Raw genomic sequence first — 15,626 nt, forward strand, 5'->3', positions numbered from 1 at the left:
AAACCCACAGCCCCAAGCAGCATCTCAGCGCGTGGCCGCCTGCCAGGCGACCGCCAACGCCAGCCAATCCGGCAAGTAGTCGAAGCTGTTGATCTCGTCGAGCCGGATGCGCCGGCTGGTCGCCAGCGCCTCCACCTCGAGCTTGAAGCGCTCAAACCGATCGAAGATGTCGGAGTGGCCGCGGATGCTCGTGTCCGCGGGCAGCACGATCTTGGCCTTCGCGGCCAGGAACGAACGGACCGCCTTGATCAGGTCAGCCGGCCGCGCATGGTGGTACTTCGCATCCTGCCCCGCCAGGTCGCTGAGCGTGCGCTTGTCCTGGAACGGCTCTGCGGCCAGGATCAGCAGGTCGCGACCGCGCGCGCGTGCCGGGTGCCCAAAACTGGCCGCTCCAAAACTCAGCCCGCACTCGAAGGGCATGTTGAACCGAGGGAGCGGATTCGTGGCGTCCACTTCAACGCGGCTGATGTCGTGGATCGAGAACCGCGACTCGCCGATGATGCGCGCGATCTTGTCCAGGCGCGTCTCGCCGGAGCCGACGTCTTCCAGCGCCGTACGCGCCAGGAACCCGCAGTCCTGGATCGCAAAAATGGCTGCGTGCAACAACGGCCGGTAGCCGTCGTCGAAAGGGCAGTTCAGGAAGACCGAGACGTCGTAGCGCTGGGGCCGCCTCACCGGGCGGACACCATCAATTCAACGGCGCGCTGCACGTCCTCGGTGGACAGATGGCGGGGCCCAGTGGCCGGGGCCAGCACCTGGTAGACCTTGCCGTTGGAGGCTTTGAGCTGGCCGAGCACGACGGCTTTGCGCGCAGCGGCGCGCACGGCTGGTTTCGCAGCAGCGAACTTGGCGGCTGCTTTCTTAGAAGCGGGCTTGCTCGGCCTCTTGCTCAGAGTCTTGGTTGCGACCATGCCGTGCAGTTTATCTTTCTGGGGCTGCAGACGCCAGAGCGTGCCTCGCAAGGGTGGGCGGCGTTCGGGAAGTGGTCACAGCAGGCGCCGTGCGGGTATGGACCGGACAGTTGGCCGCGGCAATCGGTGGGCGTCATGATGCGCGCGCGAGCCACGCTTCCTGTGCCGGTCGGTCTAGATGAGTTCTGCGGCCTCGCGCAGTCGCTGTGCCGTAGCCGGAAGCCCCCCGCGCTCCATCGCGGCAGCGAAGTCCTCGGCACTGGCTTGTGGGTGCTTCCACCGCGCCCGCATTCGCTTGAAGGCGGCGACCGCAACCAGCTGGTCCAAATCCCACTGCGCCACGATGAACTGGTCGGGGTGAATCACTTCGATGCCCAGTTGCGCGACGACCTCTGCAGGGAAGTCTTTCAGATTCGCAGTGACGATGCAGTCTGCGTGACCGGCCAGTGCCGATGCCAGGACGTGGACGTCGTCGGGATCGGGCAACTCAAGGCCTCGTGCGCAGATCGTCCAGGCCTGCTCGTCGACTTCCCAGTCCGGGACGGCCTCGCGCATCTGTTCCCGGCGGTAGTCCAGCCGACCCTGGAGGTCGGGGCGGTTCTCCTCCAGCGAGCGAATCCATTCGGCTTCGATGCGGGTGGTCCATTTGGCGGCGAAGAGCCCGGCCGTGGCCAAGCTCATCAGCGCATCCGCCATGGCCATCGGATACAGGACACAGGCATCGAGGAGCGCCGTGTAGCGCGCGTGCCCCGCCATTTCAGTAGTCCAGCCCCAGTTCGCGCGCGTTCTCTGCCAGGCGTTCGAGCGCGGACTCCTGCTGCTCGCGCATCTTGCGGGCGTAGGCGATCAGGTCCTCGAAAGCCACGCGCCGGTGGCTGCCGACCAGGCGGTGCGGAAGCCGGCCTGCATCGATTTCCTTCACCACGAAGGGTCGCGACACATTGAGGAAGTGGGCGGCCTCGACCGTGCTGAACTCTTGGCTGGAGGGCACCAAGGCGATCGGTCGCCCCTCGCTCATGGCTCCGAGCAACTGCCCAATCAACTTCAGCGCCGCCGGCGGGACGTCGACGGTGCGATGTTCGCCGCTGTCCGTGGTCAGCGTGATCGCCGCAGCGCGCGAGTGATCCAGCGCTTCCATGATGCAGCGCTGGGCCACGCGGGCCATCTCGATGTCATTGGCTGACAGCGCGGGCGGAATGACTTGGCGGGCTTTGTCGAGGGTGCGCATGGGGCTCTCCGGGATGATCCGTCAGCCGCTCGCGAAGATCGCGGCGGCCGTTCATCGCTGTAGGTGTATCGGCATGGTACGCCGTAAACGCAATAAATGCGGTAAATGCTTTAGCTGTTCGCTCACGGCTCGCTCCCCAGTGCCGTGGTTCATGCGTCGCGGCTCGCGAGGCAAGCACCGCGTTGCACAGGAGCTTTAGATGCCCTCGCGAGCCAACTCCTCGTCAGTGGCCGTCAGCGCTCTGCTGCCAGCGACTGCGCCTTCGCCGGCTGTCCGACCAAGCGCCCTCCCCGGCCCCAGAAGGCAGTTACTACCTTGATAATCCCAATTATCAAGGCATGTTATTTTGGCCTTCCAAACCAACCCGCAAAAGGCACAATCGGCCAAGTGGCTGATTCATAGGGAGTTTTTATGAGCCTGATCCCGGACCACGGTGGCGAACTGGAAGGTATGCGCCGACGCAAGAGCGAATCGACCGCCAAGGGCGGCAAGGCGTTCCTTCGTTTGCTGAGCCTGGCCGAGGCCGGCGACAGTGGACAACACCACACCGTGGCGCGCTTCATCGCCTCAACTTACAAGGGCCAGGACTTCCCGTACGACCTCTATAACCTGCGCCTGGTGGACGTTGCAATCGGCGACGACATGCTCACTCGCCTGGATGCACTGCGGTGGGCGCAGGTCGACTTGCACACCCTGGTGACAGACGGAGATCAACGTATCAGGGCCGTCCTGACGCGCTGGGACATTTAATGGCCCGACCACTCGTAGGCCCTGGCCCACGCCCATGAAATCCCCTGCCCTGCGCACTCGGTTGCCGACCCGATCGGCTGCCCCACGCCGCCTGGGCCATCCCCAGATGGCCTTCGTGCGCTGCTGGGCCGAGGGCCTGGACATGGCGGCCTCGTGGAACCGCTACATGTTCGTCGACGGCGCGGCCGACGCCCGGCGCGCGCGCGGCGAGCTGCAACGGCTGCTGGACGAGCTGCGAAGCCTGGCGCGCGCGCACGGCCGCCCGGAGGTGGCCGCCCTCCTCCGTCGCGACCCCGAAGCCATCCTCGAGCAAGGTTCGAAGAAGCCGACGCTGGAAGAGTTCAGGAACCGGCAACCCCCGGACTTCTACACTGAGGCGGAGCTCATCGAGCTCTACCAAGCCGAGTTTGGCGCGCGCGACAGCCGCAGCCCGGCGCGCCGCAAGCAGCGCCTGCGCGAACGGCTCGTCCTGGCGGTGCAGTGGCTCGAGAGCGTCGGCGCGCGCGAGCCTCGGCCAGAGGATCCGATTTCGGCGTGGCTGGACGAGCGGGTGGCGGCGCGGTTGGCCGGGGTGGGCATCCAGCGCCTGAGCGAGCTGACCTTCTGGATCAGGACAAAGGGCTTCCACTGGCACCGCGGCATCCCCAAAGTCGGCCCCGAGGGCGCAGCCCGCATCGTGCGTTGGGTGCGGGAACACGAGTCCGCGCTGGGCGCCCTGCCCTCCCCTGCGCTCGTGCCGATGAGCCAGATCGACACGGCCGCGCTCACCCCGGTACGCCGCATCGGCATCGTGCCGCTGGAACGGTTTGCGCCGCCGTCAGAGCGCGACGGCTCCAAAGGGATCAACCGCGCGCCGCTGGAGCGTTGCAAGGTCGCAGCCGGCAACGACTACGAGGCGATTCAGGCTTGGTTGCGGCTGCGCGTTCAGGGCACCCACACCTGGCGCGCGTACCGCAAGGAGGCCGAGCGCTTCTTGCTCTGGTCGGTGATGGAGCGGCGCAAGGCGCTGTCGTCGCTGGACGGGGACGACTGCGTGGCCTACCGGGATTTCCTCGCCGCGCCCGGGCCCGAATGGACCGGGCCGCGCAACGCGCAGCGCTGGTCGGAGTCCTGGCGACCATTTGAAGGGGCTCTGGCGCCCGCCTCTCAGGCTGCCACCATGACCATCGTGCGCTCGCTGTGCGAGTGGCTGGTGCGCCGGCACTACCTGGACTCGAATCCTTGGGACGACGTGCCGAAAAGGCCAGACGCCCCTTCCATGCCGCGGCTGCGGGCGTTGTCGCAGAAGCAGTGGGACCTGGTCCAGGGGTGGTTGTCCGAGCAGCCGCCCTCCCCTGCACTGCGGCGATTGCGATTCATCCTTAGCTACGCTTACATGAGCGGGATGCGTTTGTCGGAGCTGGTCTCCAGCAAGGTCGAGTGGCTGCGGCATGAGCAACTCGACGACGGCGAGTGGGCCTGGTCGATCATGGTGCTGGGCAAGCGCAACAAGTGGCGAGAGGTACCGTTGCCGGATCCTGCGGTGGAAGCTCTGCAGGAGCATTTTGCGGACAGGGGGCTGGATTCGGAGCTTCTGGCGAATCCGCCGGACACGCCGATCATTGCCAAGCTGAGCCTGAATGCGCCTTTGTCGGCAGCGCGGCTGTACGAGGTGCTCGTGAGTGCGTTTGAGCGCTGTGCAGCCGATATCGCGGCGGTGGATCGGCGCGCGGCGGAGAGGATTCGGGAGGCATCGACGCATTGGCTGCGACACACCTACGGTTCGCACTCGGCGGCGCGCGGCGTGCCGCAGGACGTGCTACAGGCCAACCTCGGACACGAGAGCCTGGCTACGACATCGATCTATGTGCGAGCAGAGAAGGGTAGGCGGCACAAGGCGGTGCAGGCGGCGTTTGGATCGCCGAGACTCAAGGCGTGAGGCAATACCTTCCGGCGGCCGGCGGCAAAGGTCAGGAGTCTGCTCACGCTACGAAACGCCATGCACTACAGGTAAGGCTCGCTGAGCACCCCCAAGAAATCGACTTGTTGAGCGCCATCGACGGGTGAACGGGCGGGGGAAGGCCTTCAGGGCTTTTTCAAGGCGGTTGGCACCGTGGCACCGTGCTAGGAGTCTGGGCGGCAGAAGACCAAGGTCACAGAAAGTCGTGATTTCAGGGGTCCCTGACCCCTTGGCGCCGTCGAGAAAATCGCTCCTGCGCGATTCTGAGAGGTCGAAATTCGGATGCTCATTTTCGAATCCTTCTGCCGCCCAGACTCCTAGGGGTCAATGGCGACCGGACCTTGGGGTGGCTCTGGACGCTGTGTCCCGGATCGTTGAGGCATGGCGGGTAGCGCACAGCAGAACGTCTCGGGGGTGCGCGCGACTTCGTGTCTTCACTTTTGCGGCTATCGCCGGGAGGCACGCTGCAAGCCAAGTTCGGGCTGAGTGGTCTCGCTACTACAGCGGCTCGTGCACTGATCAGGTGGGCGCTGCGCCACGGAGTGATGCGAGAGGCTCTTGGGCGAGCGTGAGTCAATTGCACCCGGAGGCTCCCGGCAGAGACGAGGAATTGGCTCACGCAGCCCAACGCCATCCTGTCCTGGGAAAACGGGCTGACGCTGGCTGTCCGCAGTCTGATTACTGGGACGTGTCCGGGCCAAATGCGTGGGGGCCTACCCTCAGGGGATTTTCAAAGCGGTTGGCACCTAGGCCAGCCAAATGGGCTGGTCCACATCGGCGAACCCTTCTAGGGCACCTGGTCAGAACGACGGCGGCAACCGTACAAATCAGGCCGTTCTACCGTAGAACATCCCGCAACGGCGGAGCTGAAAGGACTGCTCGCCAACCCTGCGTCGGGGCGTTCTACCGTAGAACACTCACAAAAACCAAGGGGCCTTACGGCCCCTTCCCTACGCACTGCTTGGGCGAACGAACCGAATCACTCGAGCAACTTCTCAAGAAACTCCCGCAGCCGCCGCTCCTTTGCCGCTGGAAGCGCACCCGCCTTGATCCGAACCACAACATTGCCCTTGGGGTCCTGGTCCCAATTGCCAACCACTTTGCCATTCGCCTTAAATGCAGTCGGCGCGCTCCGGGAAGAAGCCGCAGGGCCGCCTGTCAGGCGAGCCAGCACCTCCTTCGCAGGAAGCTTCGGAGTCATGGCGGCCAGCTCGGCCGCCAGAACCGCGACGGCATCTGGGTTCTTATCGACGGCGGCCTTCAGAACGCTCCCCCATCGAAACTGCAGGCTCAGAGGGCTTGGAAAAGCGTTGACCACTTCAGCTGGCAAAGAGGCCAGCTGAACCGCCGTGCTGACATTGCCAACCTGAGCGCCGATCGAAGATGCAAGCTTGCGCAGCGAAGGAAACAGCCCTTCGTCGATAGCGCGCTTGTACATGACACCCTGCTCCCACGGCGACAGATCTTGGCGCTCGCGGTTTTCTCGCTCCATCTCGGAAAACAGCTGAGCGTCCGACAGCTCGTCGATGATCGCCGCCACCGGAATGCCAAGCTCCAAGCAAGCGCGGTGACGCCTGTGCCCGAATGCGATCTCGAACTCGTCCTTGCCATCAGCGCCCTGTCCTATGCGCCTCACCTTGATGGGCTGAACGTTCCGGCCAGTCCCTGCGATCTCAGCTTTCAGCCCCTCGAAATCCGCACCAGCAAATGAAAGCTCATGCCGATTCGCAAAGCGGCTCGGCTTGATGCGCTTGGGGTCAAGCAACTCTACGACGGTCGCATCCTCGAAGTGCTCAAGCTTGGCGCGAAGCTCGCGGTTCTCAGCCTCAACGCCACGGCCCATCGCGATCGACGCCGAGATCGCACCAATTGCGGTTCGAGGACGATCAGCCGGCACTTCAGGCGTGGGTTCGTCCACATCGTCAAAAGAGATGCCCTTCGCCTTGTCCGTCAGCTTGCTCATGTCGACTCCCGCAACTGTTGCGCCTGCCGCAGCCAAGCACCAACCATCTGTGCTTCGACGATCTCAACGAACTGGTCATACGCTTCAACAGCTCGTTTGATCGTCCGGCTTCCAGCAGAACCTGGCTTCATGTCGTAGACCGATCCAAACTCCGCGCTTGCTGATGCAGCGGTGGAAGTCTTCGGGATTTCGATGGGCAAGACTTTCGAACCGTAGGCCGCGCTGATCCACTCGCGCACCACATTGGTTGCAATATCGCCGGCGTCGACTTTTGACAGAAGCACATCGACAAACTCGTAGCGCTTCGACTTGCCTCGGGCAACCAACTCCTTGGTCAGGTCGAAGAACAGGTCCCAGAACTGAACGCTAGAAGCGAAGTCCAGCGCGTTCGGCGGCAACGGCGTGATGATCCCGTCCGCCGCCATCATGGCGTTGATCGTGACGTAGGAAAGGGCAGGGGGGGTATCGATGACGATGACGTCATACGTCTGCCTGGCCTGCTCGATACCGTAGTGCAAGACGTTCCAGAACTGGAACCCTTGTCCCTCGTCGCGCTGGCGACCAGGCAATGCAAATTCAGCACTGAACAGCACTGAGGTTGCCGGTATCAAGTCGATGCCGTCCCAGTAGGTTGGGCGGATGGCGTATTCGACGCTGTCCTGCTCGCCGAGGCACAAGGGCAGGATCGTGTGCTCAGCTTCAACCTCCGCGTCCGGCAGTATGCCGAAAAGCGTCGTCAGACTGCCTTGAGGATCGCAGTCAATGACAAGTACCTTGTGGCCGCGGATGCTCAGCCCTTGCGCCAGCGTCACAGCGGTCGTCGTCTTGGTGACACCGCCTTTGAAATTTGCAACAGCGATCGTGATGGCCTCAGCGCCTGCGGGCCGCATGCGGCCGGCGCGCAACTCGCGTGACCATTTGCGGACGTCGGGCAAGCTGAACTCACGGCGAGTGCCTGCGGCGTTCAAGCCGCCGGCCGGCAGCGTGCCTCCCTTCTTGGCCCGGTAGTCGATCTGGCGCGTGTCCAGATTGACCAGCGAGCCGAGCTGTGCAGGGGAAAAGTGAGGTGCCTCCTTCTGCACGTTCGGCGCTAGCATGGCCTTGCGGACCTTCGCAAGTATCTTTTTCGCGCGTTCGGCCTGCAGGCCGATATCTGCAAGTTCAACCTGCTCGCGACCCTCAACAAGGATGTTCGTCACATGATCTCCAACACTGGTTCAGGGCTCATTGTAGGTTATGAGTCCGTCTTGCACCCGAAGCTACAAACGGCAGCGTCAAGTTATCGCAATGCCACACTTGCCGGACGGGCCCCTGTCTTCCCATGCTGTGGATAACTCAAGCCCTGATCTTCAATGTCCTTGAGAGCTTTAGAACCTTTGCGGCGAACTTTCATCAATTAAATCAACGACTTAGACGCCTTTTGGTCCGGGAAATGTGGCTTTCTCGTCCGTCAAGTGTGGCGCCGCCGTCCGTCAAAGGTGGCATTCGCGTCCGTCAAGCGTGGTTGTTGTCCGGCATGTGTGGCTAAAGTTATCCACAACGCCTCCTTTCACGCTTCGGCCGAAGGCGTCCGGCAAGTGTGGCTTGCCCCAGCGTCCGCGGATTCGTCCTGTCTGAGGGCGGGTCATGGCATGAGCCGCAAGGTAGCAAATCGGTGGTGCTCAGCATGTCCAAGCTTGTTGGACGTACACTTGAAGGATGTCAACGGTTAGAAAGGTGGTCCCGACTGCCGCCCATCCTAAGGTGTCCAGATCAGACTGGACGTTGAGCAAGTCCGTGTTCGCGCTGGCCATTGAGCCGCTGACGATTGCGTTCACAACGACCGGGCGCAAGGCCTATGACGTCATGCTGTGGATTGCGCAGCGCCACCCGGCGACACCAGATGGGGGCTACAGCAGTCCTGTCAGCGACATCCTGCGGGGCTACGGATCCAGCACCAAGGCGTCTGAGCGCGTACAGCGCTACATCGAACAGATGGTTCAGACCACTGTCGTGTGGCGGCCGCTGGCAGCCAGCGACTCAGGGACACTGCACCTGGAAGGTTTCGAGCCTGCGGCATCGCCTGCAGTGAAAGATGAGGCCCGCACGTTTCCATTGTTGGCAGAGGCTCGTCTGTACATCAGAGGCGGTGAGGCCTGGGTCACCTGGTACTACCCGCCATCCATCAAAGAACAGCTCCTCAGCCCCGAACGTTGGGCTCAGATCGAACTGAAGTCAATTGCCAGGTTGTCGACCTACACCGGGGTGGCCCTGTACGAAATTTGCGCTCGCTACAAGGACAGCCCGGGTGGCTTGACCAGCAAACACGACCCCGATTTCTGGACGCGCGTCCTGCGCGAAGGTGGGGGCAGCAAGCCGCGCGAGTTCCGCAAGTTCAAGAACGAGTTGCTGATGCCGGCGATTGCCCAGATCAACGAAGTCACCGAGATCTTCATCGAGCCGATCGAGCATGGGAACAAGCTCGAGCAGCGGACCCTGCAGTTCCGGGTTTTCCGGAAGACTAAGGAGATCGAACGCGTCCCCGATGCGGCCGATGTCACCTTGGTCTTGCGGGCGGCAAAGATGGGCGTGCGCGAAAGTGATCTGGATGCGTTGACGCTCAAGTACGGTGCGTTGAAGGTGACGGAAGGCTTGGACGCCATGGAAGCCCAAATCAATGACACCTCAGAGACCAAGATCCTGAATCGCGGAGCCTATCTGAAGGCCGTATTGACCAATCGCTTTCCCGATGGCGGCGTTCCTGAGCCGCTGTCGGCGGAAGAGTTGCGGCCTTTGCAAAAGGTGGATCCCAGGGTTGAGCAGCAGGCGCTCATCGATGCCTGGCGCGCAAATCGACAGAAACAGATCCGTGCCGAGTTCACGGCGCTGCCCGAGGGCGAGAAGGTCCGTTGGATCGACCAGGCGGCGCCAACCATTCTGCAATCGGCCCTGTCCACTCCAGGGGTGCGTCGGCGGGTGGCCGAACACGATTGGGAGTCACCGCTGATCAGTCGTGTTGTGCTCGACGTCTACGCCACCGCGCGACATGGCGCCGGCTGGAAGGACCCGAGCGAAATCGACCTCGTCATGTTCTCGGTGGCTGAGGCGCGGCAGAAATAGCATTCACGGATGCGCCTGCACGCAGTTTCTGTACACCGCCGGAATGAGAAAGGCTTGAAATAATGTGTCCGCAAAGCGTGGGTTTGAGGGGCTATTGCAGGATCAATTCGAAAGGCTATCCGCCCTATGCTGGTGCTGTGATTTTCAACACAGCTCAGCATGAAAAACGACAACCCACCACCGCCAACAAGCGCACCCGATACGCGTGAACCCATCAGTCCAATGGCGCGCGCACTCCGGACGCTTCTGGATCCGCGCCCGAAGCAGAAAGTGCGGGGTCGCAACAGGCCGCCGCCAAGTCAAGACAACGGTGTGCGTTGATGGCTCGAATGCCTGGGTAAGCAACAATGTCTCGCAGGGCTTGGGCCTGCGAGTTCGATGATTCCCGGCCAACGATTTCGAGAAAAGCAAACACCGTGGACCAGGCAACCCATAACCGCATCGTCTCCTTCATCTGGGGCATCGCCGACGATGTCCTGCGCGACCTCTTCAGGCGCGGCAAGTACCCCGATGTCATCCTGCCGATGTGCGTGCTGCGGCGCATGGACGCCGTCCTCGAGCCCACCAAGCAGGCCGTGCTCGACACCAAGCAGATGCTCGACGACGCGCACATCACTGAGCAGCGCGCCGCGCTGGCAAACGCCGCAGGCCAGGCCTTCTACAACACCTCGCGCTTCACGCTGCGTGATCTGAAATCGCGAGGTAACACCCAGCAGTTGCTGGCCGACTTCGTCGACTACCTCGATGGCTTCTCGCCCAACGTCCAGGACATCCTGGAGAACTTCAAGTTCCGCAACCAGTTGCCAACGCTGTCCAAAGCGGATGCGCTGGGCACGCTGATCAACAAGTTCCTCGACCCCGACATCGACCTCTCGCCAGCCGGCATCGACAACCACGCGATGGGCACCGTGTTCGAAGAGCTGGTGCGCAAGTTCAACGAAGACAACAACGAAGAGGCCGGCGAACACTGGACTCCGCGCGACGCCGTGCGGCTGATGGCCAACCTGGTGTTCCTACCCGTCGAAAACCAGCTCAAGTCCGGCACCTACCTGTTGTACGACGACGCCTGCGGCACCGGCGGCATGCTGACCGTGGCCGAGGAAGCGCTCACCGCCATCGGCAACAGGCGCGGCCTGGACATCAAGTGCGGCCTGTATGGCCAGGAGATCAACCCCGAGACCTACGCGATCTGCAAGGCCGACATGTTGATCAAAGGGGAGGGTGAGAACGCCGACCACATCGTCGGCGGTGCCGAGTGGTCAACGCTGGCGCACGATGCCTTCCCGGGCCAGGAATTCGACTTCATGGTCGCCAACCCGCCCTACGGCAAGAGTTGGAAGAAGGACCTTGAGGCGATGGGCGGCAAGGACGGCATGCGTGACCCGCGATTCAAGGTCGTGCACGAAGGCGAAGAGCTGTCGCTGGTCACCCGCTCCAGTGACGGCCAGATGCTCTTCCTCGTCAACATGGCGTCGAAGATGAACCACAGCTCGGCGCTGGGCAGCCGCATCGCCGAGGTGCACAACGGTTCGTCGCTGTTCACCGGCGACGCCGGCCAGGGCGAAAGCAACATCCGCCGCTGGCTGATCGAGAACGACTGGGTCGAAGCCCTGGTCGCGCTGCCGCTGAACCTGTTCTACAACACCGGCATCGCCACCTACGTGTGGGTGCTGAGCAACCGCAAGCCCGCGCACCGGCAGGGCAGGGTGCAGCTCATCGACGCCAGCCAGTGGTTCAAGCCGCTGCGCAAGAACCTGGGCAAGAAGAACTGCGAGCTCGGGCCCGACGACATCGAGCGTATCGGGCACACCTTCCTCGACTTCAAGGAGACGCCCGAATCCAAGATCTTCCCCAATGCCGCCTTCGGCTACTGGAAGGTCACGGTCGAGCGGCCGCTGCGCCTGCACAGCCAGTTGTCGCTGAAGGCCATCGAGACGCTGCGCTTCGCCTCGGGTGATGAAGACCTGCGCGCCGTGCTGTATGAAGAATTCGGCGACGAACTCTTCAACAACTTCGGTGCCAGCGCCACCGCCCTGGACCAGCGCCTGGCCGACTGGGGCGGTGACGACGAAGACGCTGACGATGACGAAATCGGCGCGCCGAAGAAAGGCCTGCCGGAGAAGAAGCGCAAGAAGCTGCTCGACCCCACGACCTGGAAGCGCGACGGCCGCCTGGTCGAAGTGGCCACCGCCCTGCGCGCATCAATGGGCGACAGACTGTTCGAAGACCACAACCTCTTTCGCGACCGCGTCGATGCCGTGCTGAAGAAGGCCGGCACCAAGCTGCCCGCCGCCGAGCTGAAGCTGATCCTCAAGGCCGTGAGCTGGCGTGTCGAGACCGCGCCCCCTGTCATCGCCAAGGTGCACAAACCCGGCAAGCTGACGGCCGACCCAATGCTCGGTCTGTACGACGCGGAGGTCGCTGGCAAGCCTTGCGTCGTCGAATACGAACCCGACGCCGACCTGCGCGACACCGAGCAGGTGCCGTTGCTGGAAGAGGGCGGCATCGAGGCCTTCATCCGCCGCGAGGTGCTGCCCTACACGCCCGACGCCTGGGTCAACAACGACGCCACCAAGATCGGTTACGAGATCAGCTTCACGCGCCACTTCTACAAGCCGCAGCCGCTGCGCACGCTGGCCGAGATCAGCGCCGACATCCTGGCCATCGAGAAAGAGGCCGAAGGCCTGCTGGATGGTTTGCTGGTGGCGAAGGCCGAGGCATGAAGAAGGCGACGGTGCCCGCCAGCCGCGGCGTGGCCAAGGCTGCGACACCGGCTTCGGCGGCGGCGAAGGCCTCGGCGGGCACGGCCCTGGTCACCAAGGCCGCCGCCAGGCCGAAGACCGAGGCCGACACCTCGGCGCTGCTGTCGGACTTGCGCGGTCTGGTGCAGTCGGCGCGCCAGCGGCTGGCCACCGCGGCCAACGCCACCTACACGCTGCTGTGCTGGCAGATCGGCCACCGCCTGTTGCGGGACAGCCTGCAGGCCGGGCGCGCCGCCTACGGCAAGCAGATTCTTGCGACGGTGTCGCAAGAATTGACCTCCGAGTTCGGCACGGGCTTCAACTACACCGCACTGACCCGGATGGCGCGCTTCGCCGAGTGGATGACAGACGAGCAGATTCTTGCGACGCTGTCGCAAACTTTGAGCTGGAGCCACTTCGTCGAACTGCTGCCCATCAAGGACCCGTTGGCCCGCGACTTCTATGCCGAGATGTGCCGCATCGAGCGCTGGGACGTCCGCACCCTGCGCCAGAAGATCGGCGGCATGCTGTACCAGCGCACCGCGCTGTCGAAGCGGCCGAAGGCCGTGATCTCGGCTGAGATCGGCAAGCTGCGCGACGGGCAGATGAGCCCCGACACCGTGTTCCGCGACCCCTACTTGCTGGACCTGCTGGGCCTGAAGGGCGCCTACAGCGAGCGCGATCTGGAAAGCGCCATGCTGCGCGAGATCGAAGGCGTGCTGCTGGAACTGGGCACCGGCTTCGCCTTCGTCGCCCGCCAGAAGCGCATGAGCGTGGGCAAAGATGACTTCCACCTCGACCTGCTGTTCTTCCACCGCCACCTGCGCCGGTTGATCGCCGTTGAGTTGAAGCTGGAGTCTTTTCAGCCGGCCCACGTCGGCCAGATGGAGCTGTACCTGCGCTGGCTGGACAAGCATGAACGTGCGCCGGGCGAAGAAGCGCCGATTGGCCTGATCCTGTGTGCGGCGGCCGACGCCGAGCAGGTGGAACTGCTGCAACTCGACGCCAAGTCCATCCGCGTCAGCGAGTACCTCACCGCCTTGCCACCGCTGCCGATGCTGCGCGAGCGTTTGCACCAGGCGATGGAGCATGCGCGGGAACAGGCGGCCCGGCGCCTGCCTGATGCGGAGGGCCGCGCGTGATGCCCGATGGTAGCCCGCCCCAGGCCATCCTCGACCTGGTGGACAGCATGGGTGAGCTTGAGCAACGGGCGGCGCTGCAATACCGGCCGGTGGTGGACGACATCGTGCGCAGCAACAGCCGCGACCCCCAACACATCGAGCACACGTTGGGTGGCCTGCTGGACTTCTGTGGGTATGAGCCCGTGGTGCTGCTGTACCGGCAGCTGTGCCGCCACTACTGGCAGGTTGACCCAGCGGCTACGGCCTTCTATATCAATGCCTACCGGGAGCGGTGGGACAGCGACGAGCAGGGGGACATGGCGTGATCGCCGACCTCAAACCCTACGCGCAGTACAAAGACTCGGGGCTACCTTGGCTGGGTCAGGTGCCGGCACATTGGCGCGTCGTGCGAAACGGCAGCCTCTTCGGCCAGCGCAGCCAGACCGGCTATGCCGAACTGCCGATCCTGGAGGTATCGCTCAAGACGGGCGTTCAGGTGCGCAGTTTCGGCGGGGCCAAGCGCAAGCAGGTCATGTCGGACTTTGGCAAGTACAAGCGCGCAGTGAAGGGCTACCTGGCCTACAACACGATGCGCATGTGGCAAGGCGCACTCGGCATCTGTCCGGTCGATGGCCTGGTGAGCCCGGCCTACGTCGTGGCGCGGCCCTACCCAGATGTCGAACCGCAATACTTCGCGGCGCTGTTTCGGACCGGCGACTACATGGCCGAAATCGATGCGGCGTCGCGCGGCATCGTGAAGGACCGCAATCGGCTTTATTGGGATCAGTTCAAGCAAATGCGGTCACCGTGTCCGCCGCCGGCAGAACAAGCTGCAATCGTGCGGTTTCTGGATTGGGCGAATGGCAGGTTGGAAAGAACGATCCGAGCGAAACGCAAAGTCATTGCGCTGCTGATAGAGCAGAAGCGCGCAGTCGTCCAGCGTGCTGTCACGTGCGGCATTGATCCCACTGGCAGATTCAAGCCTTCAGGCATACCCTGGCTGGGTAACATACCAAGTCATTGGACTACTGCACGGCTCAAGCACTGCATTTCGCGCATCGAGCAGGGCTGGTCGCCACAGTGCGACGCACAACCTGCAGGCGATAACGAATGGGGTGTCCTGAAGGTCGGCTGCGTCAACAAGGACATGTTCCGAGGGGCACAAAACAAGAGGCTGCCGGCGACACTTCAACCAGATCCCAGCTTGGAAGTGGCGGACGGCGACATTCTTGTAAGCCGCGCGAACACTACCGAACTGTTGGGCTTAGCTGCGTTGGCAGAGAGCCCGCGCAAGAAGCTCTTGCTTTGCGACAAGCTGTTTCGCTTTCGCGCCCTGGCAGCTTGCTTCGATTCAAAGTACCTCGTTCTGCTGCTACGGTCCAGGCCGTGCCGCGCGCAGATCGAGAGCAGCACCAATGGTGCGAGCAGCTCAATGCAGAACATTGGCCAGGGCGTTCTCAAGAATCTCTGGCTGGCTGTTCCTCCGCTGCCAGAACAGCTTCAAATTGTCCAGCGAATAGCGGCCGACACCCAACCACTGACAGCGGCCATTGCGCGCCTGGAACGAGAGATCGAATTCCTCCGCGAATACGGCACTCGATTGATCGCTGAAGTAGTCACCGGTCAACTCGATGTTCGCGATGCTGCGGCGCGAATGCCCGACGAAGTGTCTGCCGATTTCGCCGAAGATCCTGGTGACGAGAGGGAGGACAGCGAACTTGCTGATGAGGAAGCCGAAGCATGACCACCGACATCAGCGACAAGGGCCTCGAATCGCTGATCGTCCGGAACATGACAGGCACCGACGGCCTGACGGTCGCGCATCTCAGCGCCACAACCAAGCTTGTCTTGCCTTCCCGATTTGGGTAGGATCA

General features: G+C 63.1%; 14 protein-coding genes. 8 read left to right on the forward strand and 6 right to left on the reverse strand.

The window, feature by feature from the left end:
• Positions 1 to 24 precede the first annotated feature (24 nt).
• The 4 genes from FFT10_RS23655 to FFT10_RS23670 all read right to left on the reverse strand — a co-directional run bounded on the left by FFT10_RS23655 (position 25) and on the right by FFT10_RS23670 (position 2,139).
• Complete coding sequence (locus tag FFT10_RS23655; RefSeq protein WP_137735345.1) at positions 25 to 675, reverse strand: hypothetical protein; 651 nt, start codon at positions 673 to 675, stop codon at positions 25 to 27.
• Entirely contained in the window at positions 672 to 911 is a 240-nt protein-coding gene (locus tag FFT10_RS23660; RefSeq protein ID WP_137735346.1) for a hypothetical protein, read from the reverse strand. Before FFT10_RS23660 ends, FFT10_RS23655 begins: the two co-directional genes overlap by 4 nt.
• A 174-nt stretch (positions 912 to 1,085) precedes the next feature.
• Positions 1,086 to 1,667: a PIN domain-containing protein gene (locus tag FFT10_RS23665; protein ID WP_137735347.1), complete on the reverse strand. Its 582-nt coding sequence runs from the start codon at positions 1,665 to 1,667 to the stop codon at positions 1,086 to 1,088.
• Position 1,668: 1 nt separating this feature from the next.
• Positions 1,669 to 2,139: a helix-turn-helix domain-containing protein gene (locus tag FFT10_RS23670; protein WP_137735348.1), complete on the reverse strand. Its 471-nt coding sequence runs from the start codon at positions 2,137 to 2,139 to the stop codon at positions 1,669 to 1,671.
• 411 nt (positions 2,140 to 2,550) lie between these two features.
• On the opposite strand from FFT10_RS23670, the gene FFT10_RS23675 reads away from it, so the two are divergent.
• Together FFT10_RS23675 and FFT10_RS23680 are read left to right on the forward strand one after the other, a co-directional pair.
• Positions 2,551 to 2,889, forward strand: coding sequence for a DUF7673 family protein (locus FFT10_RS23675; protein WP_137735349.1), 339 nt, complete (start codon positions 2,551 to 2,553; stop codon positions 2,887 to 2,889).
• 106 nt (positions 2,890 to 2,995) lie between these two features.
• On the forward strand, positions 2,996 to 4,807 hold the full coding sequence (locus tag FFT10_RS23680) for a site-specific integrase (RefSeq protein ID WP_162520902.1): 1,812 nt from the start codon (positions 2,996 to 2,998) through the stop codon (positions 4,805 to 4,807).
• A 1,000-nt stretch (positions 4,808 to 5,807) separates the two neighbouring features.
• On the opposite strand, the gene FFT10_RS23685 is transcribed toward FFT10_RS23680, so the two are convergent.
• Together FFT10_RS23685 and FFT10_RS23690 are read right to left on the reverse strand one after the other, a co-directional pair.
• Positions 5,808 to 6,791: a ParB/RepB/Spo0J family partition protein gene (locus FFT10_RS23685; RefSeq protein ID WP_137735351.1), complete on the reverse strand. Its 984-nt coding sequence runs from the start codon at positions 6,789 to 6,791 to the stop codon at positions 5,808 to 5,810.
• Positions 6,788 to 7,990: a ParA family protein gene (locus tag FFT10_RS23690; RefSeq protein ID WP_228027274.1), complete on the reverse strand. Its 1,203-nt coding sequence runs from the start codon at positions 7,988 to 7,990 to the stop codon at positions 6,788 to 6,790. Before FFT10_RS23690 ends, FFT10_RS23685 begins: the two co-directional genes overlap by 4 nt.
• 565 nt (positions 7,991 to 8,555) lie before the next feature.
• Between FFT10_RS23690 and FFT10_RS23695 the strand changes: the two genes are divergently transcribed.
• From FFT10_RS23695 to FFT10_RS28665, 6 genes are all read left to right on the forward strand, one after another.
• Complete coding sequence (locus FFT10_RS23695; RefSeq protein ID WP_162520903.1) at positions 8,556 to 9,890, forward strand: replication initiation protein; 1,335 nt, start codon at positions 8,556 to 8,558, stop codon at positions 9,888 to 9,890.
• 416 nt (positions 9,891 to 10,306) lie between these two features.
• Positions 10,307 to 12,613, forward strand: coding sequence for a type I restriction-modification system subunit M (locus FFT10_RS23700; RefSeq protein ID WP_137735353.1), 2,307 nt, complete (start codon positions 10,307 to 10,309; stop codon positions 12,611 to 12,613).
• A complete protein-coding gene (locus tag FFT10_RS23705) occupies positions 12,610 to 13,773 on the forward strand; it encodes a PDDEXK nuclease domain-containing protein (RefSeq protein ID WP_137735354.1) in 1,164 nt (387 codons plus the stop codon). The genes FFT10_RS23700 and FFT10_RS23705 overlap by 4 nt, the downstream gene beginning before the upstream one ends.
• Positions 13,773 to 14,078: a hypothetical protein gene (locus tag FFT10_RS23710; RefSeq protein ID WP_137735355.1), complete on the forward strand. Its 306-nt coding sequence runs from the start codon at positions 13,773 to 13,775 to the stop codon at positions 14,076 to 14,078. The genes FFT10_RS23705 and FFT10_RS23710 overlap by 1 nt, the downstream gene beginning before the upstream one ends.
• Entirely contained in the window at positions 14,075 to 15,496 is a 1,422-nt protein-coding gene (locus FFT10_RS23715; RefSeq protein WP_137735356.1) for a restriction endonuclease subunit S domain-containing protein, read from the forward strand. The genes FFT10_RS23710 and FFT10_RS23715 overlap by 4 nt, the downstream gene beginning before the upstream one ends.
• Entirely contained in the window at positions 15,493 to 15,621 is a 129-nt protein-coding gene (locus FFT10_RS28665) for a hypothetical protein (protein WP_265575366.1), read from the forward strand. Before FFT10_RS23715 ends, FFT10_RS28665 begins: the two co-directional genes overlap by 4 nt.
• Positions 15,622 to 15,626: the final 5 nt, after the last annotated feature.

Source organism: Pseudaquabacterium pictum (assembly GCF_005403045.1).
GTDB classification, from domain to species: domain Bacteria; phylum Pseudomonadota; class Gammaproteobacteria; order Burkholderiales; family Burkholderiaceae_C; genus Pseudaquabacterium; species Pseudaquabacterium pictum.